The sequence below is a fragment of the Amaricoccus sp. W119 genome (genome assembly GCF_047275745.1).
Classification (GTDB): Bacteria; Pseudomonadota; Alphaproteobacteria; order Rhodobacterales; family Rhodobacteraceae; genus Amaricoccus.
The window spans coordinates 1-19290 of sequence record NZ_JBKQWU010000060.1 but is presented as its reverse complement, the minus strand read 5'-3'; the positions used below and the strand labels follow the sequence as shown (position 1 = coordinate 19290).

At 69.0% G+C, this 19290-nt stretch carries 17 protein-coding genes, 1 tRNA gene and 1 pseudogene; 10 read left to right on the top strand and 9 right to left on the bottom strand.

The features are described from left to right. Nucleotides 1-66: 66 nt before the first annotated feature. The 4 genes from ACLJK8_RS18880 to ACLJK8_RS18865 form a co-directional block, all read right to left on the bottom strand. Nucleotides 67-1485, bottom strand: coding sequence for a LuxR C-terminal-related transcriptional regulator (locus ACLJK8_RS18880; RefSeq protein WP_413151896.1), 1419 nt, complete (start codon nt 1483-1485; stop codon nt 67-69). 82 nt (nt 1486-1567) lie between these two features. Next, a complete protein-coding gene (locus ACLJK8_RS18875) occupies nt 1568-1882 on the bottom strand; it encodes a hypothetical protein (RefSeq protein WP_413151895.1) in 315 nt (104 codons plus the stop codon). A gap of 492 nt (nt 1883-2374) precedes the next feature. Then, nucleotides 2375-2833, bottom strand: coding sequence for a hypothetical protein (locus tag ACLJK8_RS18870; protein WP_413151894.1), 459 nt, complete (start codon nt 2831-2833; stop codon nt 2375-2377). A gap of 507 nt (nt 2834-3340) precedes the next feature. Continuing rightward, nucleotides 3341-3832, bottom strand: coding sequence for a hypothetical protein (locus ACLJK8_RS18865; RefSeq protein WP_413151893.1), 492 nt, complete (start codon nt 3830-3832; stop codon nt 3341-3343). Here ACLJK8_RS18865 and ACLJK8_RS18860 point away from each other — a divergent pair. Beyond that, the gene (locus tag ACLJK8_RS18860; protein ID WP_413151892.1) at nt 3831-4277 is read left to right on the top strand and encodes a hypothetical protein; all 447 of its coding nucleotides are present in this window, start codon (nt 3831-3833) and stop codon (nt 4275-4277) included. The two genes, ACLJK8_RS18865 and ACLJK8_RS18860, sit on opposite strands and share 2 nt — an antisense overlap. Nucleotides 4278-4462: 185 nt before the next feature. Here the strand turns inward: ACLJK8_RS18860 and ACLJK8_RS18855 are convergent, their stop codons facing one another. From ACLJK8_RS18855 to ACLJK8_RS18845, 3 genes are all read right to left on the bottom strand, one after another. After that, nucleotides 4463-6100 (bottom strand): 2-isopropylmalate synthase, encoded by a 1638-nt coding sequence (locus ACLJK8_RS18855; RefSeq protein WP_413151891.1) that lies wholly within the window; start codon nt 6098-6100, stop codon nt 4463-4465. A gap of 463 nt (nt 6101-6563) precedes the next feature. Beyond that, the gene (gene rlmB / locus ACLJK8_RS18850) at nt 6564-7361 is read right to left on the bottom strand and encodes a 23S rRNA (guanosine(2251)-2'-O)-methyltransferase RlmB (protein ID WP_413151890.1); all 798 of its coding nucleotides are present in this window, start codon (nt 7359-7361) and stop codon (nt 6564-6566) included. Between the two features lie 278 nt (nt 7362-7639). Then, nucleotides 7640-9244 carry an SGNH/GDSL hydrolase family protein gene (locus ACLJK8_RS18845; protein ID WP_413151889.1) on the bottom strand — a complete coding sequence of 535 codons (1605 nt, stop codon included), beginning with the start codon at nt 9242-9244 and terminating at the stop codon, nt 7640-7642. Nucleotides 9245-9648: 404 nt separating this feature from the next. Between ACLJK8_RS18845 and ACLJK8_RS18840 the strand changes: the two genes are divergently transcribed. The 6 genes from ACLJK8_RS18840 (at nt 9649) to ACLJK8_RS18815 (ending at nt 16417) form a co-directional block, all read left to right on the top strand. Further along, nucleotides 9649-10815, top strand: coding sequence for a rod shape-determining protein (locus tag ACLJK8_RS18840; protein WP_413151888.1), 1167 nt, complete (start codon nt 9649-9651; stop codon nt 10813-10815). Between the two features lie 103 nt (nt 10816-10918). Then, a complete protein-coding gene (gene mreC / locus ACLJK8_RS18835) occupies nt 10919-11866 on the top strand; it encodes a rod shape-determining protein MreC (RefSeq protein ID WP_413151887.1) in 948 nt (315 codons plus the stop codon). Further along, entirely contained in the window at nt 11863-12399 is a 537-nt protein-coding gene (locus ACLJK8_RS18830; protein ID WP_413151886.1) for a hypothetical protein, read from the top strand. Before mreC ends, ACLJK8_RS18830 begins: the two co-directional genes overlap by 4 nt. Then, nucleotides 12396-14321: a penicillin-binding protein 2 gene (gene mrdA / locus ACLJK8_RS18825; protein WP_413151885.1), complete on the top strand. Its 1926-nt coding sequence runs from the start codon at nt 12396-12398 to the stop codon at nt 14319-14321. The genes ACLJK8_RS18830 and mrdA overlap by 4 nt, the downstream gene beginning before the upstream one ends. Then, nucleotides 14318-15472 carry a rod shape-determining protein RodA gene (gene rodA, locus ACLJK8_RS18820; protein ID WP_413151884.1) on the top strand — a complete coding sequence of 385 codons (1155 nt, stop codon included), beginning with the start codon at nt 14318-14320 and terminating at the stop codon, nt 15470-15472. Before mrdA ends, rodA begins: the two co-directional genes overlap by 4 nt. A gap of 6 nt (nt 15473-15478) precedes the next feature. After that, nucleotides 15479-16417 (top strand): 2-hydroxyacid dehydrogenase, encoded by a 939-nt coding sequence (locus ACLJK8_RS18815; RefSeq protein WP_413151882.1) that lies wholly within the window; start codon nt 15479-15481, stop codon nt 16415-16417. A gap of 54 nt (nt 16418-16471) precedes the next feature. Here the strand turns inward: ACLJK8_RS18815 and ACLJK8_RS18810 are convergent, their stop codons facing one another. Beyond that, nucleotides 16472-16657: a hypothetical protein gene (locus tag ACLJK8_RS18810; protein WP_413151881.1), complete on the bottom strand. Its 186-nt coding sequence runs from the start codon at nt 16655-16657 to the stop codon at nt 16472-16474. 27 nt (nt 16658-16684) lie between these two features. Beyond that, on the bottom strand, nt 16685-17263 hold the full coding sequence (locus ACLJK8_RS18805) for an SseB family protein (protein WP_413151880.1): 579 nt from the start codon (nt 17261-17263) through the stop codon (nt 16685-16687). A gap of 162 nt (nt 17264-17425) precedes the next feature. Between ACLJK8_RS18805 and kdsA the strand changes: the two genes are divergently transcribed. The 3 genes and pseudogenes from kdsA to ACLJK8_RS18790 form a co-directional block, all read left to right on the top strand. Beyond that, entirely contained in the window at nt 17426-18268 is an 843-nt protein-coding gene (kdsA, locus tag ACLJK8_RS18800) for a 3-deoxy-8-phosphooctulonate synthase (RefSeq protein ID WP_413151879.1), read from the top strand. A 156-nt stretch (nt 18269-18424) separates the two neighbouring features. Further along, nucleotides 18425-18499 (top strand) — tRNA-Gln (locus ACLJK8_RS18795). 286 nt (nt 18500-18785) lie between these two features. Beyond that, nucleotides 18786-19177 (top strand): annotated as a pseudogene (locus ACLJK8_RS18790) (IS5 family transposase); the annotation flags it as partial. Between the last annotated feature and the right edge of the window lie 113 nt (nt 19178-19290).

Sequence of the window (19290 nt, the reverse complement as noted above, 5' to 3'; positions counted from 1 at the left end):
CCGCAAGCGGGAAACTCTAGTCGGGCTACGCCCTCCCGCCGTTCCCCGCTTGCGGCGCCAAGTGGCCTACTTTTGCGCCGCCCAACGGCCTGGTTTTGCTCCGCCGTTGACACTGTCGCCGGGTATGGCGCGAAACGTGGCGCTGTAGTAGGCCTCGATACCATAGCGCATCATCATCGCGCGAAATGCTTTGGCGACAAATGGCAATGCCGCCGGCGCATAGCGCGCGCAGGCCCGGAAGAAGCGACCAACCGGGTGAAGGCGCCGGTACTGCGTGGAGGTCAGGATCGGGAATCCGGACCCAATCCCGACAACATGGCTGATTGACCTTGGATCAGCATGAGCCAGCATCAGCGCAAGTCGGATATCATCGGTCGGCGCAACGACGGTAACCGAAACGTTGCCAAGCCGCTGGAGCATCTCACGGGTATCCTCGACGGCGAGTTCGAACGGGTCGCGGCCGGGTGGCGCTGGATCGCTGACACCGTACCCGGCACGGATTGGCACAAGCACGCGGATGTTGCGGCGTGCCAGATCGAGCTCCGCCGTCGCCGGCATCAGGTGCATCCCGAGCGTGGACATCAACCAGATGAGCGGGCGTCCCGAAGATGCGCCGTAGGTAACCACATCCATGCGTCGCCCATCGCGCAGGTGCATCAGTCGATGCCGCCGACCGGAGGGGCGGAACGGTGCTGGGCGGCTCGCCTCAATGTCACAACGCATGGAGCTGAGTAGCAAATTAGCGATCCGTACCAAATCGGCCTGGCTGCGTGTTCCGGTCTTAGTTAACAGCGCGTGCAGTTGGGTGCGAATCGTCCCTTCGCTCCGATTCGTCGTGAGCGCGATCTCACTGACGGTCGCGCCCACCGTCAGCTGCCGCAACACGGCGACTTCGGCGGGGGTGAGCCCGAAGGTCCGTACGAGCGCCGCCGAGACCTCTTCGCTCCATGCGCGTTCGCTGCTGACAGCCAGCACCCGTGCCGATCCACGCTCGTCCCCAATCCGTTGGAGATGGAAGATGACCGGCCGATCGCATCCAGTTTGAGACAGCTGGACGATCTCGTCGAGACCACTCTCCGCTACTGCCGCGACTCGATCGAGCATTGAGCCGAGATCCGCCCCCGAAAAGGGCATGGCGCGGATATTCTCAGTCGGGGAGAGGCCGAAGGCCAGCCGCGCCGCACCGTTGGCCGCGACCAGCACGCCGTTCCGGGATACGACCATCGCGGCGTTCCGCAATCCGCCGAGCAGCAGGTGCGCTTGCTGTTGCTCAGCGGCATTGAGCCTCGCAAGAATTTCCAACGCTCGTTCGAGATGACCCGAGAAGGTTTGGTCCCCGAGAAGGTCGAGCCGCGCGAAACCTATCGGATCCTCCGCCGCGATTCGTCTGTCCCAATCGTCGATCAGCGCGGCAAGTTGTCGGGGCTCGACAGACGTCTCATACAGGTGGTCGACCAGCTTGTCGTTGTTGGCAGGGAGCTGCAAAGCACTCCTCCCGTCAAGACATCGAGAGTGATCGGCGGTTGTTCATGGCAGCCAAAGGAAGACTCCGCCGCAGTCTACACGCCTAGCGATTCTGGTCAATTTGGCCCATCTTCCGCGCCATCACCTCCGCCGCCTCGCGAAGCGGCGCGTCGGCGAGGTGGGCGTAGCGCTGGGTCGTCGTGGGATTCGTGTGGCCGAGGAGCCGCCCGACGATCGTGAGGCTGAGCCCGCTCGAGAGCCTCGGCGCGGGATTCGCACCGGAGGATTTCGCGCTCCTGCACTCGCGTGAGCTCTGGGAGATCTGGGACCTCAAGGATGAAAGCTCGGTCCGCAGACGCATCAAGGCGCTCAGGAAGGCGATCGCTTCCGCCGTCGTCGAGGCGGAGGCCGAGATCATCGAGAACCTGCCCTGGAAGGGCTATCGGTTGAAACCGGAGCTCGTCACCGTGCGCCGCGTCTCGCTCCTCCGCCCGGAAAGCCCGCGCCGATCCCCGCCGCCGCCACCGGGCCAAACGTGCCGCGGTTTTGAATTGGCAGCGGGCGCCAGCGCGTCCGTCGCGGGGGTTGGAACCGGCGGCGTTGGCGCGACGTATCAAGACGCCACTCGGCCGCCGCGACCCGGTCCTGCGCGGACTGCCCGAAGGCGGCGCGAGGCGCGGGCGAGAACCTGGTAGCGGGGCGGTCCTTGAAAACACCACTCGCGCGGAGTACCTTTCGTCTTGAGCCGGGAGTGTTTGATATCTGCCTTGGCAGGAGCTGACCGGAATTGGACCGCGAAGCGTTCGCTATCAGCCCCGGCTCGATCCCATTCCTCGCATAGATCGTCATGCTCGATGGCCTTCCGCGCGCGTTGGAAAACGTCGAACCGATCATCCAGCGCCTCCACCGTTTACGCCAGCGGGTCCGTGTCGGTGTCGCGAAAGTGGCCGGAGTCGGGTTCGGATTGGTGGGGCCGATGTGGCCGGAGGCCACGTTCGCCGCCGCCACCCGGTCCTGCGCGGATTGAGAGAAGGCCGCCCTCGGCGGCGCGAACGAGAACCGCTTGAAATGTAGATCTCGGAGCGCGTATCGTCGACGAGACGCGAAGGCGTTTGATGGTGTCGCTCAGCGAGGCGTTAAGGGAACTGGCCCCGGTATGTCTATATCCATCGCCTTCGCGTTCTGCCCTAACATACAGGATATTTCCGGCGCCTTCCGCGCGGCCTAGCTGAACAACTAGCATCCCTGAGATGTCCTGCTTGTCGTAGACCGTGACGACCACGGTTGCCCGCGCGCCTGCGTCATCGGTGCCAGCCCGCTTCATCGCCGCGACAATCACATCTCCCTTGGCGGTCTCGGCGTCTGTCACCAAAAGCAGACCTCCCGAGCGATCGTCACCCTGGTTCCGCGGTACGAAAATCGTATCCGCGATGGAGGTCGGGGAGGGCGATCATCGTCTGGGCCGGGACGTCCAGGTGCTCCCGCGTGATCCGGCGCACCTTACCAAGAGGCATCGTGAGGGATTTGCCGCCCCCCCGAAGGCGCGGAGGATCTCCGGGACGTCTCCGATTTCGACCATGCCCGTCGCGCTGGAGCGAAGACCATCGAACAGCCGCCTGCCCCAATCGGAGAGAGGTGGCGGCGAGAACCTCTGCCCGGTGTCCTCGCCATACAACCGCTCTGGCGCATCGAGCCTCGGGCCGCCCTGATGCGCTCGCGCGTGCTGGTCCGGCTGTGGTCTCGGATTGCGCGGGCGCTGCCGAAGTGCTCAACCTTCCGCCGAGAAGGCCTGGATCAATTCCCGCTGCCGTCCCGGGCTGAGCGTGCCGTAGCTGTGGAAGGTCGTGAGCACGTCGTCATGGCCGAGGTTCTGTGATCAGGCCTTGAATTCCTCGGGCGTCCGGCAGTGCCGGCTCGCGAGATCGGTCAGGGTCTTGCGCACCGAATGCGGCCCGAACGGCGGCAGGCCGAGCGGCTCGAAGGCGCCCTTGAAGATCTTCGCCACCGATCCCGGCGCGCGCCAGGGCGTTCGCGCGAGGCCAGCCGGCTCGAAGCCGCCCGTCGCGCCGCGCCGAACCTCGGTCTTCGGGAACAACGGATCATCCGGGCCGAACAGGTGGCCCTCGCGAAGCTCCCGGACCCATCCGGCGAGAATCTCCGCCAAGTCCTCGCCGACCGGGAAGAAGAAGGTGGTGAACCGCTTGCCGAACTTGGTCCGCACGTCGCGGCCATCGAACTGGACGCATCGGTTGGCGAGATCGACATGCCGCAGCCGCAAGGTCATCGCCGCCGTCTCGCGGCTGCCGGTCAGATAGAGCAGGGCCATGAGCGCGCGGTCGCGCCGGGCGAAGACCGTGCCAACCCCCATGTTGAGGATCGCCGCCCGGATCTGTTCGGGCGAGGGATGCGGGGCGCCACTGGCCGCGATGCGCCGCCCGTGCGTCGCGACGGTCGGGCGTGAACCAGGCCGCGTCGGCGTGACGGATTCTCGCCCGGAAGCCGGGCTGATCGGCGAGCCAGAGGAAGAAGGCGCGAAGCTCGCGCAGGATCGCCTCGCGGCTCGCGGAGGAAAGCGCCGCCCCCGCCTCGGTCCGCTCTCGCTCGAGCGCACGCTTGAAGGCGACGGCCTTCTCGGTGTGGAACCGCCTGAGATCGGCGCCACCGATGAAGGCGATCCAGCGGTCGATCGCGGCGGCGGCTTTGTCGATCGAGGCCTCCGAAAGCCCTTTCGCCTCGGCGAGCCAGAGCAGGTAGCGGCGCTTGATCCTGAGGTTATCCGGTGCGGTGCGTGGCACGGTCGCGGCCCTCCCTGATGATGTCGACAGATAGGGGGGCCGGACCTCCCCACTGGCCTCTCCATCAAGCGGAGCGACCGCGACCCGCCGAATAGCGCCCAGGCGGGCCGCCACCGGTTCCGTGAACACGACGACGAGATCGTGATCATGGAACGGAGCGGCGGTGAACCACAACCCGCCCGCGGCGCCTAACAGTCCGCGACCTAGACGGTGACCGCCGCCGGCGCCGTCTTCAGCCTGCGGACGAGGAGCTTGTTGAGCGCGTTCACATAGGCTTTCGTGGAGGCGACAACCGTATCGGTATCGGCCGATTGGCCGGTCACGATCTTGCCGCCTTCCTCGAGCCGCACGCTGACGGTCGCTTGCGCGTCCATGCCCTCGGTCACGGCGTGGACCTGATAGACCACGAGCCGGGCCTCGTTCGGGACGAGCTCGCGCACCGCCTTGAAGGCCGCGTCGACCGGGCCGTCGCCCACGGCATGCGCGGTCTTCGTCTCGTCGTCGATGGTCAGCACGAGATCGGCGGTCTGCGGCCCCTCGGTTCCGCACACGACCTTGAGGCTCTTCACCTGGATCCGGTCGTTCGCGGCGTTGGTACCCTGGTCGCGCACCAGCGCGATGAGGTCGTCGTCATAGACCTCCTTCTTGCGGTCGGCGAGTTCCTTGAAGCGGACGAAGACATCCTTGAGCTGGTTGTCACCCACATCGTAGCCGAGTTCGCGCAGCTTCGAGCGCAGCGCCGCGCGGCCCGAATGCTTGCCCATGACGAGGCTCGTCGCGTTCAAGCCGACGTCCTCCGGCCGCATGATCTCGAAAGTCTGGGCGTTCTTCAGCATCCCGTCCTGGTGGATGCCGCTTTCATGCGCGAAGGCGTTCTTGCCGACGATGGCCTTGTTGAACTGCACCGGGAAGCCGGAGACGGTCGCGACGACGCGGCTGAGGTTCATGATCCGCGTCGCATCGACGCCGGTCCGGTACGGCATGATGTCGTTGCGGACCTTCATCGCCATCACGACTTCCTCGAGCGCGGTATTGCCGGCGCGCTCGCCCAGACCGTTGATCGTGCATTCGATCTGCCGCGCGCCCGCCTCGACGGCGGCGAGCGCGTTCGCCGTCGCCATGCCGAGGTCGTTATGGCAGTGCGTGGCAAAGGTGATCGTGTCCGCGCCCGGCACCCGCTCGCGCAGCATCCGGATCAGGTCGGCGCTCTCGCGCGGCGCGGTATAGCCCACGGTGTCGGGGATGTTGATCGTCGTGGCGCCCGCCTTGATCGCGATCTCGACCACGCGGCAGAGGTAATCGTGCTCGGTCCGCGTCGCATCCATCGGCGACCATTGCACATTGTCGCAAAGATTGCGGGCATGCGTCACCGTGTCGTGGATGCGCTCCGCCATCTGGTCCATGTCGAGATTCGGGATCGCACGATGCAGCGGCGAGGTGCCGATGAAGGTGTGAATCCGCGGGCGCTTCGCGTGTTTCACCGCCTCCCAGCAGCGGTCGATATCGCTGAAATCCGCGCGCGAGAGGCCGCAGATCACCGCGTTCTGCGAGATCGCGGCGATCCGGCTCACGGCCTCGAAATCGCCTTCCGAGGCGATCGGAAAGCCGGCCTCGATGATATCGACGCCCATCTCGTCGAGCAGGGTGGCGATCTGGAGCTTTTCCTCGAGCGTCATGGTCGCGCCGGGCGACTGCTCGCCATCGCGGAGCGTGGTGTCGAAGATGAGGACGCGATCCTGGGAGTCGCGATTCCGCGCATCGGAACTCCGGGTGCCTGGATTCTGGGCGTTTGGAGTTTGGGCGTTCGGATTCTGGGCGTCGGGGGTGCTGGCTTCGGTCATGCCGATGGTCCTTCGGGAAACTTTCCGGATCTCTTGTGCTTCGCGGGCGCTCGGGTCTCGATATCCTCTGAGCGCGCGCGCCGGCCGGGGCGTGCTCAGAGGCCGCTAAGCAGCAGGAGGACAAGGGCACCCCGGGCATGGCCCGCGCCAGCGAATCCTTCCGAGATCTGTCCCATCCGCGTCATGGCGCGGACTATAGGAGTGACGGAAGGCGTTGGAAAGCACCAAATCGGCGCTTTCGCATCAGGTGATCCAGCTCCGGCGCCGGTTCAAGAAAAAAGCGCCCGGTCGAAATAGCCGGGCGCATAGTTGGAACGAGGGACAGTGAGACGAGGCAGGGCAGTTCCAGGCACGCTGCCTCGGCTTTGAATGTAGCCCGGTTCGCCAGTACTTAAAGGGTGGCCCCGGAAACGTGATCGGAAGCGCGGCATTCGTGAGCGGTTCAGCCCGCGTGGCCCCCCGCTTAGCTCCCTGAACGGCCGCGCGTCGCCGCGTAGAGCGCCACCGCCGCCGCGTTCGAGACGTTGAGCGAACCGAAGACGCCCGCCGCCGGGATGCGCGCCAGCCGGTGGCAGAGCTTCGTCGTCAGTTCGCGCATCCCCGGGCCCTCGGCGCCCAGCACCAGCGCGAGCGGCTGGCGCTCCAGCCCCTCGACCGCCACGTCGAGCGCGACCTCCGCCGCGCCGTCCAGCCCGACGACCGCGTAGCCCATCTCGCGAAGCGCGCCGATCGCATTGGCAAGATTCGGCACCCGGAGATACGGCTGGCGCTCCAGCGCTCCCGAGGCGGTCTTGGCGAGCGCCCCGGTCTCGGGCGCCGAATGCCGGTGCGGGGCGATCACGGCGCGGGCGCCGAAGACCTCCGCCGAGCGCAGCACCGCGCCGACATTGTGCGGGTCCGTCACCCGGTCGAGGAGGAGGACGACCGGGGCATCGTCGCGCGGCGCGCAGGTCTCCGAGACCGACCCCCAGTCGAGCGGATCGACCTCGAGCGCCGCGCCCTGATGCACCGAGGCCGGGTCGAGCGGGGCGTCGAAGCGCCGGGGATCGGCGATGCGCGGCTCCATGCCGCTCGCGGCGATCTCCGGCGCGAGCTTGTCGGCGGCGTTGCGGGTGAGCACGAGCTGGTGGCGTTTGCGCGCCGGATTTGCGAGCGCGTCGCGTACCGCGTGCAGCCCGAAGAGCCAGACCGTGTCGCCGGCACGGCCGTGCCGCTTCTGCCCGCGCTCCTTCTCGATCGCCCAGGCCGGTTTCCTGGCCATGCCTTCCCCGCCTTTCTCCGCCCGCCTCGGGCCGTTCGCGCTGAACCGTTCGTCTTGGTTCCTCGAAGCCATTCCGCCCCGCCGCGTCCCCGCCCGCATAGCGCCGCCCGGCGCCCGGATGCAAGCCTCCGGAGCGCGCCCGGGCGCGCGGGGGTTGAGGGATTCGCGGGACCGGCCCGGCGGGCCAGGTTGCCGGAGGTCACCGGGGAGGCCGCGCGACCCGTCGGCATGGGTGGGGGCGCGGTCCGACCCTCGGACGCAGGGGAGCCCGTGCCGCGTCAGACAAGCCCCCAGTGGTCGGCCTCCAGCGGGCGCGCCGGTGAGTCGATCTGTCCCGCGACATCTTCGGGATCGAGCAGCGCCACCGACTCGATGCCGCGGAGCGTGAGCCCGATGCTCGGCAGGCGGACCGTCCCTGAGCCCGTCCCGAAGCCCGTCTCGAGTTCCGCCTCGACAGCCGCGCGGGTCTCCGCGTCGAGAACCAGATAGACGGTGTCGCGGCCCGGACCGCCGCGTATCACGCCGCCGTTCCCGGCAAGCGTCCCGCCGCTCAGCGTCGCCGCCTCGAAGACGAAATCGTCGCTCCCCGGCCCGCCACCGAGGCGGTCGAACCCCGCGCCGTCGATCAGCAGGTCGGCTCCGCGCCCGCCGGCGCTCAGGTCCCGCCCCGCGCCATCCGCCAGCACGTCGTTGCCCGCGCCGCCGGACAGCCTGTCGCGCCCCGAACCGCCGATGAGGATGTCGGCACCTTCGTCTCCGCGCACGATGTCGTCGCCCGGCCCGGCGATCACCACGTCCGGCCCGCCCCGGGCGGAAATCCGGTCGTCGCCCGCGCCGGCGAGGATCAGGTCGCGGTCGGCGCCGCCGTTGATCCGGTCGTCCTCCACTCCGAGGAACCGCGTCTCGGACCGTAGGCTCTCGGCGGCGAAGGCGCCCCAGATGGCGTGCAGCGCCGCCGTCGGATGCACGAAGTCCCAGAAGGCAATCTGGTCCGGGTCGATCCCGCTCACGGTCGGGTTCTCCGGAAAGCCGGGCGCGAAGCTTCCGTCCGGCTGCTCGACAAGCTCCGCGCTTCCGGTCCCGAGCAGGACCGGCTGCGCCATCAACTCGGGCCGGAAGCCGAAGGTGGCGGCGTCGGCCATGATCTCGGCGCTGATCCGGTTCATGTCGACGACGACGGCCTCGGCGCCGATGAGGTCCAGCTGATCGACGATCTCGGCCAACCCCTCGTTGTGGCCGGCGATCAGTTGATCGCCGAGCGCCAGATCCGACTCGGGCCGCGCCGCGGCGAGCGGAAAGAGGCGGATGCTCGGCAGGTTGAAGAGGATGACCTGATCGGCGCCGGCCGCCACCGAGGCGACGGCGGCGGCCGCGGTCGCGACGAGCACCGACTGGGCGAGTTCCGTCGCCTCCTCCTCGGCGTCTTCCGGGCTGGAGGGAACGAAGTCGGCGTAGTCATTGAGACCGATGTTGATCGCGACCGCCCCGTCCGACGCGGGCCCCGAGTCGATATGACGCTCCACCTGTCCCGACAGGTCGATGACCAGCCCGAGGTCGTCCGGGTCGGCGTCGGGGCGATAGATCGCTCCCGGCGGCAGCAACGTCCCGACGCGCGCGTCTACATACTCCGCGAAGGTCACCTCACTCGCCGCCCGGGCGCCACCGATGGCGAAGTTCTCGCTCGCGCCAAGATCGCCCGAGCGGATGAGCAGGTCGCTCATCACCTCCGCGTAGACCGGCCCGTTCGAATAGGCGCGCGTATAGCCCGCGTCCGGGCTGGGCAGGGTGATGACGAGGTTCCGACTGGTCAGGTCGGACATGCGCCCCTCGTCGGAGAGGCTGTCGCCGAAGACGGCGAGGTCGCTGATCGGTGCGAGGGGCATCGCGGAACCTCCGGAATTGCAACACCATTTCGCCGGATTGTCCATTCCGCCCGGGTGGCGTGCCACCGGCATCCGGCTCAATCATCCTGAAATCGTTCTGGAACTGAAGGCGCGCGGCGGCGCGGTGTCAACGATTCTGGCGGCGGACCCCGCGGTAAAGGCGAACGCGCGGCCGGCGCCCGGCGTCACCCGGATCGCAACGACGCGCGCGGTGCCTGAAAGCCACACGCGCAACCAAAAGTTGTGCGACCTCCGCCCCCGCGGCGCGGCGGCGCCCCTTGCCCGCTTTACGCCCCCCGCGCGCATTGCCATAACCGGATCGACCGCGCGAAGCAGGCGGCGGAAGAGCGATACCAACCACGCGACCAATCACATGGGGCGGCGGGCAGAGGGCGGGACGGACGATGTTTGGCGGTTTGAGCGGACTTTTCTCGTCGGACATGGCGATAGATCTCGGCACGGCGAACACGCTCATCTACGTCAAGGGCAAGGGGATCGTGCTGAGCGAGCCCTCGGTCGTCGCCTTCCACGTCAAGGACGGCAAGAAGCGGGTGCTCGCGGTCGGCGAGGAAGCGAAGCTCATGCTCGGCCGCACGCCCGGCTCGATCCAGGCGATCCGGCCGCTGCGCGATGGCGTGATCGCCGATTTCGACGTCGCCGAGGAGATGATCAAGTACTTCATCCGCAAGGTGCGCCGCGGCGGCGCCTGGGCGAAGCCGAAGATCATCGTCTGCGNGGCGATCCGGCCGCTGCGCGATGGCGTGATCGCCGATTTCGACGTCGCCGAGGAGATGATCAAGTACTTCATCCGCAAGGTGCGCCGCGGCGGCGCCTGGGCGAAGCCGAAGATCATCGTCTGCGTCCCCCATGGCGCCACGCCGGTCGAGAAGCGGGCGATCCGCGAGAGCGTGATGGCGGCGGGCGCGCGCAAGGCCGGGCTCATCGCCGAGCCGATCGCCGCGGCGATCGGCGCCGGCATGCCGATCACGGAGCCTACGGGGAACATGATCGTCGATGTCGGCGGCGGCACGACCGAGGTCGCGGTGCTCTCGCTCGGCGACGTGGTCTATGCCCGGTCGGTGCGCGTCGGCGGCGACCGGATGGACGAGGCGATCGTGAGCTACCTGCGGCGCCAGCACAATCTTCTGGTCGGAGAATCGACCGCCGAGAAGGTCAAGATGACCATCGGCACCGCGCGCATGCCCGATGACGGCCACGGCCAGCGGATGGAGGTGCGCGGCCGCGATCTCCTGAACGGCGTGCCCCGGGAGATCGAGATCAGCCAGGGCCAGATCGCCGAGGCGCTGTCGGAGACCGTGCACACCATGGTCGAGGCGGTCATGGTCGCCCTCGAACAGACGCCGCCCGATCTCGCGGCCGACATCGTTGACCGGGGCGTGATCCTGACCGGCGGCGGAGCGCTTCTCGGCGACCTCGACCTCGCACTCCGCGAGCAGACGGGGCTTGCGATCACCGTCGCCGACGACTCGCTCAACTGCGTCGCGATCGGCACCGGCAAGTCGCTCGAATTTGAAAAGCAGCTCGCGCATGTGATAGATTACGGCGGGTGAGAGCGGCGTGGGGACCGATTTCAGGAGCGGCGCGAGGGACGACCCCGAGAGGTGGCATCCCCAGCCGTTCCGCTTGCATGGCCTCCCCTGAGGCGAGACTGGCGTGGCGCTCCGTAACGATGCATCTCCGGATTATCTCGGCGCGTTGCGCCGGATCCTGATCGGCATCCTCGCCGTGCTCATGCTCGGGCTCTTCCTGCTCTGGCGCATCGACAACGCCCGGGTGGAACAGTTCCGCGCCAGCCTCGTCGATACCTTCGTGCCGAGCTTCGACTGGACGCTGCGCCCCATCGCCGCGGCGGGCCGGATGATCTCGGACCTGCGCTCCTACGCGCGGGTGCACGAGCAGAACGAGGAACTCCGGCGCGAGCTTCGGCGGATGCAGGCCTGGCGCGAGGTGGCGCTCAGGCTCGAACAGGAGAACGCCCGGCTGCTCGCGCTGAACCGCGTGCGACTCAACCCCCGGCTCAGCTTCGTCACCGCCGAGGTGATGGCCGATGCCGGCAGCCCGTTCCGCCGTTCGGTCACGATCAATGTCGGCGCCGCCGACGGGGTGGCGGATGGCGCGGCGGCGGTGGACGGGCTCGGGCTCGTCGGCCGTGTCGCCGGCGTCGCGGATCGATCCGCCCGGGTCCTGCTCCTGAGCGATTCATCGAGCCGCGTGCCGGTCACGATCCTGCCTTCGGGCGCGCGCGCCATCCTGAGCGGCGACATGACGGCGGCGCCAGTGCTCGAATTTCTCGACCAGGCGGACGAGATCCGGCCGGGCGACCGCGTCGTGACCTCGGGCGACGGCGGGCTCTTTCCGGCCGACGTGCTGGTCGGTCAGGTGACGGTCACGCCGGACGGCCGCCAGCGCGTCCGGTTGGCGGCCGATTACACCGGCCTCGCCTTCGTCCGGTTGCTCCGCCGCGCACCGGCGCCCCTCGTGACCGGTCCCGGCGATCTGATCGGCCCCCGGGTGCCCGATCCGCCCGCCCCCGCCCCCACCCCCGAAGGCACCGGAAGCGCCGCGGAAGCCGCCCCGGTTCCGGCGGAGACGGTGCCATGAGCCCGGGCGCTCCCCGGAGCGGGGTCTGGCCGCGCCGCGCGCTGCCGCCGCTCCTCGGCCTCGTCGCGATCCATGTCGCGCTCGTGCCGCTCGCGCCGGGCCGGGAAGCGGCGGCGCCCGATCTGCTCTACTGCCTGCTCGTCGCCTGCGTGGTTCGCGCACCGGCCGTCGCACCGGCCCTTGTCGTTCTCGCACTCGGCCTCTTCGCCGACCTCATGCTGTCACGCCCGCCCGGGCTCGGCGCGCTCGGGCTCCTCGTGGTGGCCGCGCTGATCCGCGCGCCGGGCGGCGCCGGGCGCGACTGGTCGCTGCTCCGGGAATGGCTCGTCGCCGCGACCGCCTTCGCGCTGATGATGCTCGCCATGCTGCTCGTCCTGAAGCTCACCCTCGCCGAAGGGCCGAGCTTCGGCGGGCTGCGCCGCCATGTGCTCGCGACCGCCGTCGCCTATCCTTTCGTCGCGGCTCTCGTCGGCTGGCTCCTCCGCCCCGCGCCCGCCCGCGGATCCCCGACCGATGCGGAGCGCCGGTCATGACCGAGGCGCCGAAGTCGCTGATCTCGCGCCGGGGCCTGATGTTGCTCGGCGTCCAGCTCGGCGTCGTGGGCGTGCTCGGCTGGCGGATGCGCGATCTCCAGGTCGCGCAGCACGAGCATTACGCGATGCTCGCCGACGAGAACCGGATCAACCTGCGTCTGATCCCGCCCGAGCGCGGCATCGTCACCGACCGCGCCGGGGTCGCGCTCGCGATCAATCGCCGCAACTACCGCGTGTCGCTGGTGCGCGAACAGGTCGATGATCCCGCGGACGTTCTCGACCGTCTCGGCCGGATCATCCCGATCGACGCGGAGACCCGCGCGCGCACGCTGCGCGAGATCACGACGCGCAGCGCCTTCGTGCCGGTGGTGATCGCCGAGCATCTCGCATGGGAGGATGTGGCGCGGATCTCCGCCAACGCCCCGGTCCTGCCCGGCATCGTCGCCGACGTCGGGCTGAGCCGCCACTATCCGCTCGGCCGCGATACCGGCCATGTCGTGGGCTACGTCGGGCCGGTCTCGGAATCCGACCTCTCGAAGATCGAGAACCCCGATCCGGTGCTCCGCATACCGAGGTTCCAGATCGGCAAGACCGGCGTCGAACAGAAGATGGAGGATGCGCTGCGGGGTGAGGCCGGGACGCTCCGCATCGAGGTCAGCGCCGCCGGCCGCGTGATGCGCGAGCTCGGCCGCGTCGAGGGCACCGCCGGCGAGAGCGTCGCGCTCACGATCGACGAAGGGCTCCAGCGCTATGCGATGGACCGGATGGCGGACGAGAGCGCGGCGGCGGCGGTGATCGATGTCACGAACGGCGACATCATGGCGCTCGCCTCGGCGCCCGGCTTCGACCCGAACAGCTTCGTCTTCGGCATCGGCGTCGCCGAGTGGAACCGGCTCCTGAACGACGAGTACCGCCCCCTCGCCTCCAAGGCGGTCGCGGGGACCTACCCGCCCGGTTCGACCTTCAAGCCGGTGGTGGCGCTCGCGGGCCTCGCCGCCGGGGTGATCGCGCCGCGCGACCGGGTGAACTGCCCCGGCTTCACCCAGCTCGGCAACAGGCGGTTCCATTGCTGGAAGAAGGGCGGCCACGGGCGCGTCGATCTGCGCAAGAGCCTGTCGCAGTCCTGCGACTGCTACTACTACGAGGTCGCCCGCCGCGTTGGCGCCGATGCGATCTCCGAGATGGCGCGCCGGCTCGGCCTCGGCACCCGACACGACCTGCCGCTGCCCGCGGTCGCCGGTGGGCTGATGCCCGACCGCGCCTGGAAGAAGGCGGCGCGCAAGGAAAGCTGGACCGTCGGCGACAGTTTCAACTACGGCATCGGCCAGGGCTTCACGCTCGCCTCGCCGCTGCAGCTCGCGGTGATGACGGCGCGGGTGGCGACCGGCAACGAGGTCGTGCCGCGGCTTGTCAAGGCGATCGGCGGCGTCGATCTGCCCGTGGAGCCGCCCGGGAGCCTCGGCCTCGACCCGCGCCATCTCGACCGGGTGCGGGACGGCATGTTCGCCGTCTCGAACGAAGGCACGGCCTACCGCTCGCGCATCGTCGATCCCGCGATGCTGATGGCGGGCAAGACCGGGACCAGCCAGGTTCGCGTCATCACCGCCGCCGAGCGCGCCAAGGGCGTCACCCGCAACGACCAACTGCCCTGGAACCGCCGCGACCACGCGCTCTTCATCGCCTACGCGCCCTATGACAAGCCGCGCTACGCGATCGCGCAGATCGTCGAGCATGGCGGCGGCGGCTCGGCGGTCGCGGCGCCGATCGCGCGCGACATCCTGCTCTACGCGCTCCACGGCGGCCTGCCCCCGCTCGACGCCTACCCGCCCGAGCAGCGCGACGCGATCGAGGAGCAGCGCGCGAGGATGCCGGCGGCCGACGCGGGCGCGGCCCCCTCGGCGAACCCGAGGGACCGGGCATGAGCGCGCGGGACACGAACGGCCGCCTCGCCGGTGCCCCGCGGGGCGCGGCGAAACTGCTCGCGGTGCACTGGCCGCTGGTCCTGCTGCTGACGGCCGTCGCGGGAATGGGCTTCATGATGCTCTATTCCGTGGCGGGCGGCTCCTTCGACCCCTGGGCGCGCGCGCAGATGACGCGGTTCGGCTTCGGGATCGGCGTCATGCTGGTGATCGCGATGATCGACATCCGCTTCTGGAAGCTCGTCTCGCCGCTCGCCTATCTCGTCTCCTTCGGGCTGCTGCTCTATGTCGAGATGGCGGGCCATGTCGGCATGGGCGCGCAGCGCTGGATCAACCTCGGCTTCATCGTGCTCCAGCCCTCCGAGATGATGAAGATCGCGCTCGTGCTGCTGCTCGCGGCCTATTACGCCTGGCTCGACCCGGCGAAGGTCTCGCGTCCGCTCTGGATGATCCCGCCGATCGCCCTCATCCTCACCCCGGTCTTCCTCGTGATGACGCAGCCCGATCTCGGCACCTCGATCATGCTGCTCTCGGGCGGGGCGGCGGTCATGTTCCTCGCCGGGGTCTCGATCTGGTACTTCGCCGCCGCCGCCGCCGGCGCCGCCGGGCTCGTCACGCTGGTCCTCCGGTCGCGCGGCACCGACTGGCAGCTCCTGCGCGACTACCAGTTCAACCGGATCGACACCTTCCTCGACCCGTCGAGCGACCCGCTCGGCACCGGCTATCACATCACCCAGGCGAAGATCGCGCTCGGCTCCGGCGGCTGGGCGGGCCGCGGCTTCATGCAGGGCACGCAGAGCCGGCTCAACTTCCTGCCCGAGAAGCACACCGATTTCATCTTCACGACGCTCGCGGAGGAGTTCGGCTTCCTCGGCACGGTGGCGCTGCTGATCCTCTTCACCCTCGTCATCGTCTTCTGCGCTCTGAGCGCGATCGGCAATCGCGACCGCTTCGGCGCGCTCCTGACCGGCGGGATCGGGATGACTTTCTTCCTGTTCTTCGCCGTCAACATGGCTATGGTCATGGGCCTGATGCCGGTGGTCGGCGTGCCCCTGCCTCTGGTCTCCTACGGGGGATCGGCGATGCTGGTCCTGCTCGCCGCCTTCGGCCTCGCGCAGAGCGCGCATGTCCATCGGCCACGCGAGAGGGGCTAGCACCACATGCCGATCAAGGTACTGATCTCCGCGCCGGAGAGCGTCGTGGAGGAATACGCACCGCATCTCCGCCAGGCTTTCGCGGCGGAGGAGCTCGACATCACCCTGACGACCGACCCCGAGGCGGCGGAGCAGATCGAATACGTGATCTACCATCCGAACGGGCCGGTCACCGACTATTCCGTCTTTCCCAAGCTGCGCGCGGTCCTGAGCCTCTGGGCGGGCGTCGAGCACGCGCTCGCCAATCCGACGCTGACCGCGCCGCTTTGCCGCATGGTCGATCCGAGCCTCACCCAGGGCATGATCGAATACGTGGCGGGCCATGTGCTGCGCTACCATCTCGGGATGGACGCGCATATCACCGCGCAGGACGGGGTGTGGCGGAACGAGATCGTGCCCCCGCTCGCCTCCAGCCGGCGCGTCGGCGTGCTGGGACTCGGCGCGCTCGGCGCCGATGTCGCCCAGGCACTCACCGATCTCGGCTTTCAGGTCGAGGGCTGGAGTCGCACGCCGCGTGAGGAAAGCCGCATCCCGGCGCATTCCGGCGAGGAGGGGCTGGAAACCCTGCTCCGGGGCAGCGACATCCTGATCTCGCTGCTGCCGAGCACGCCCGCGACCGAGAACCTCCTGAACCGGCGCACGCTCGCGCTCCTGCCCGCGGGAGCCTTTCTCATCAACACCGGACGGGGCGGCGTCCTGAACGATCAGGCGCTGATCGACGCGCTCGACTCCGGCCAGCTCGCCCATGCGACGCTCGACGTCTTCCGCGTCGAGCCCCTGCCCCCCGATCATCCGTTCTGGAGCCATCCGAAGATCACGGTCACGCCGCATGTCGCGTCCGAGACCCGCGCCGACACCGCCTCCGAGACGATCGCGCTCAACATCCGGCGCGATCAGGACGGCGACGCGCTGCTCTACCGCGTGGACCGCGCGCAGGGGTACTGAGCGGCGGCCGGCCGCTCCGGTTCATGGCGGCGGGCAGCCGGCATCGGGGAGCGGCTACCTCCGCAGGATCGGCGGCCGGTCGGGGTCCATGCCCGGCGGCACCGGCCGCTCCGCCGGCTCGGGCGCCCGGACCGGCGGCAATTCGAAGGTGAGCCCGCGCGCGCGCGCGGTCGCCAGAGCCGGCGCGCCCCCGGCGAGGAAGGCGACGTCGAGGCTGGCCGCGCCCCCTAGCCGCGCCATCTCGGCGATGCCCGCAGCGACCCCGGCCTAGGCTCCGTCCGCCACCCCGGCGAGCCGGAGCAGAAGCGCGCGCGTGCCGTCCGCGTATTCCGCCTCGACGAGATGCGCGGCGCCGATCACCCCGGCCATCGCCGCGAGCTTGTGATCGAGCGCCTCGATCAGCGCGGGCGTCGCCGACCCCGGCGGGCCGAGCCGGCGGGCGGCGCTCTCGACCCGTTCCGGCGCGCGCCCGGCCATGGTCGCGAGCCAGTCCACCGCCTCGGCCGGCAGAAGCGTCGCCGAGGGCGCGTCACCGAGGTTCAGCCCGAGCCCGAGCCCATGCCCCGCGACCATCTCGACGAGCCGCCGCCCCGCGAGCACCGCGCAGGGCATCGGCTCCGCGAGAAAGGCCGCGAGCCGCGCGTCGCGGTCGAAGGCGAGCACGAACCGGCCCTCCGGGATCTCGAAGATCCACGGACGCAGGCGCTCGGCGGTCGCTGGCTCCTCCTCGAGCAGCAGATGCAGTTCCGCGTCGAGCACACGCTCATGGAAGCGTGCGCGCGCCGCCGCGTTCTCCGGCTCCGCCTCCATCGCGCGGAAGGCGCGATCGATCGCCGTCTCGTCCATCTCACCGCTCCACCGAATGCTCCGCGTCCGGGCGGCTTAGCGCCGGCGCACGCCCTTGTCACCCGCCACACCGTTGTCACCCGCCACCCCGTTGTCACCCCACCCGGGGTTTACACGCGCTCCGCGCGCGCGCTATCGATGCCCTGAGCAAGGGAGGCGCGCATGACTGAAGCGAAATCCGTCCGGATCGGCGCGATCGAGGTCTCCAACGCCAATCCCTTCACCCTCATCGCCGGACCCTGCCAGATCCAGAGTCTCGACCATTGCCTGATGATCGCCGAGGTGGTGGCGAAGGCGACGGCGGAGGCCGGGGTCGGCTTCATCTTCAAGAGCAGCTACGACAAGGCGAACCGCACCTCGCTCGACGCGAAGCGCGGCATCGGACGCGAGGAAGGGCTCGCGATCCTCGCCGCCGTGCGCGAACGCATCGGCTGTCCGGTGCTGACGGATGTGCATCTGCCGGAGGACTGCGCGCCGGTCGCCGAGGCCGTGGACGTGCTGCAGATCCCGGCCTTCCTCTCGCGCCAGACCGACCTCCTGCTGGCTGCCGGCAAGACCGGCGCGGCGATCAACGTGAAGAAGGGCCAGTTCCTCGCGCCCTGGGACATGGTCAATGTCGCGGCCAAGATCGCCTCCACCGGCAATGAGCGCATCCTGCTCTGCGAGCGCGGCGCCTCCTTCGGCTACAACACGCTGGTCGCCGACATGCGCTCGCTGCCGATCATGGCGCGGACCGGCTATCCGGTGGTGATGGACGCGACCCATTCGGTGCAGCAGCCGGGCGGCCAGGGGTCGTCATCGGGAGGCCAGCGCGAATTCGCCCCGGTCATGGCGCGGGCGGCGGCGGCGATCGGCGTCGGCGCGATCTTCATCGAGACGCATGAGGACCCGGACAACGCGCCCTCCGACGGGCCGAACATGATCCACCTCGACCGCATGCCCGCCCTGATCGCAAGCCTCGCCGCCTTCGACCGGCTCGCGAAATCCGATCCCCTCGCCGTCTGAGGCACGGCGGCGCTGCGCGGGACCCCGTACGCGGCATGGCACATGGCGTGGCGAGAGCGCTCCCGCGAGACGGCCGCGAGCGCGACCTCCCTGCCCGCTCCGCCGACCCGTTTCCTCTTGTCCCGCCGCCCCCGGAGCACTAGAACACGGCCCGATTGGGGCGTCGCCAAGCGGTAAGGCAACGGTTTTTGGTACCGTCATTCGCAGGTTCGAATCCTGCCGCCCCAGCCAAATCTCGCTTTTCGACGATTTCGGTGTTTCAGCCGCCTCGATGCGGGCGGCGACGGTTGCCGTTTCAGCGAGCAGATCAAACGGTTGGCGGAAAGTGGCGACGACTTCACCACCCTCCTAAGTGCAGTTCGATAGCACGAAGTTCAGCAGGCGGCGTTTTTCGCGCGGTTCCGGGCTTGCGAACAGCCGTTGGGCGTTGCGGGCGAGGTCTAGGCGGCAAACCCATAAATCTGGTTGGCGTTTTGCTGTGTGGCTGATTCAAGGCTCGAAACTGAGGGAGCCCTGAATGACACGTCGCCGGTACGAACTGACCGACCATGAATGGTCGATCCTCTCGCCTCTGTTGCCGAACAAGCCGCGCGGAGTTCCCCGTGTTGATGACCGCCGAGTTCTGAACGGCATCCTGTGGCGGTTCCGGACGGGATCGCCCTGGTCGGAGATCCCGGAGCGCTACGGCCCACCCACCACCTGCTACAACCGCTTCGTGCGCTGGCGGAAGGCCGGTGTCTGGGATCGGCTCCTGCGAGCGGTGTCCGAAGCTTGCGACGGCGGCATCGTCATGATCGATTCCACCTGTGTCCGCGTCCACCAGCACGGGGCCACGGGAAAAAGGGGGCTCGGGACGATGGTGGCATGGGACGTTCCCGCGGGGGCCTCACCAGCAAGCTCCACGCCCTCGCCTTGTCGAGCAGCCCTGCGAGTTCCCGGCCATCGTGGCGCGCGGCACCGGTCACAGTCCACTTCCGGATCAGACCGTGGGTCCTGTCGATGTTGATGTGGGACTTGTAACC

Excerpts from the sequence above, each read along its gene's own strand:
- ACLJK8_RS18865 (WP_413151893.1), bottom strand. The coding sequence starts at position 3,832 with ATGGGGGTTGGCACGGTCTTCGCCCGGCGCGACCGCGCGCTCATGGCC.
- ACLJK8_RS18860 (WP_413151892.1), top strand. The coding sequence starts at position 3,831 with ATGTTGAGGATCGCCGCCCGGATCTGTTCGGGCGAGGGATGCGGGGCG.
- ACLJK8_RS18875 (WP_413151895.1), bottom strand. The coding sequence starts at position 1,882 with ATGATCTCGGCCTCCGCCTCGACGACGGCGGAAGCGATCGCCTTCCTG.
- rlmB (WP_413151890.1), bottom strand. The coding sequence starts at position 7,361 with ATGGCCAGGAAACCGGCCTGGGCGATCGAGAAGGAGCGCGGGCAGAAG.
- ACLJK8_RS18845 (WP_413151889.1), bottom strand. The coding sequence starts at position 9,244 with ATGCCCCTCGCACCGATCAGCGACCTCGCCGTCTTCGGCGACAGCCTC.
- ACLJK8_RS18815 (WP_413151882.1), top strand. The coding sequence starts at position 15,479 with ATGCCGATCAAGGTACTGATCTCCGCGCCGGAGAGCGTCGTGGAGGAA.
- rodA (WP_413151884.1), top strand. The coding sequence starts at position 14,318 with ATGAGCGCGCGGGACACGAACGGCCGCCTCGCCGGTGCCCCGCGGGGC.
- ACLJK8_RS18810 (WP_413151881.1), bottom strand. The coding sequence starts at position 16,657 with ATGGCGCGGCTAGGGGGCGCGGCCAGCCTCGACGTCGCCTTCCTCGCC.
- ACLJK8_RS18855 (WP_413151891.1), bottom strand. The coding sequence starts at position 6,100 with ATGACCGAAGCCAGCACCCCCGACGCCCAGAATCCGAACGCCCAAACT.
- kdsA (WP_413151879.1), top strand. The coding sequence starts at position 17,426 with ATGACTGAAGCGAAATCCGTCCGGATCGGCGCGATCGAGGTCTCCAAC.
- ACLJK8_RS18805 (WP_413151880.1), bottom strand. The coding sequence starts at position 17,263 with ATGGACGAGACGGCGATCGATCGCGCCTTCCGCGCGATGGAGGCGGAG.
- ACLJK8_RS18830 (WP_413151886.1), top strand. The coding sequence starts at position 11,863 with ATGAGCCCGGGCGCTCCCCGGAGCGGGGTCTGGCCGCGCCGCGCGCTG.
- mrdA (WP_413151885.1), top strand. The coding sequence starts at position 12,396 with ATGACCGAGGCGCCGAAGTCGCTGATCTCGCGCCGGGGCCTGATGTTG.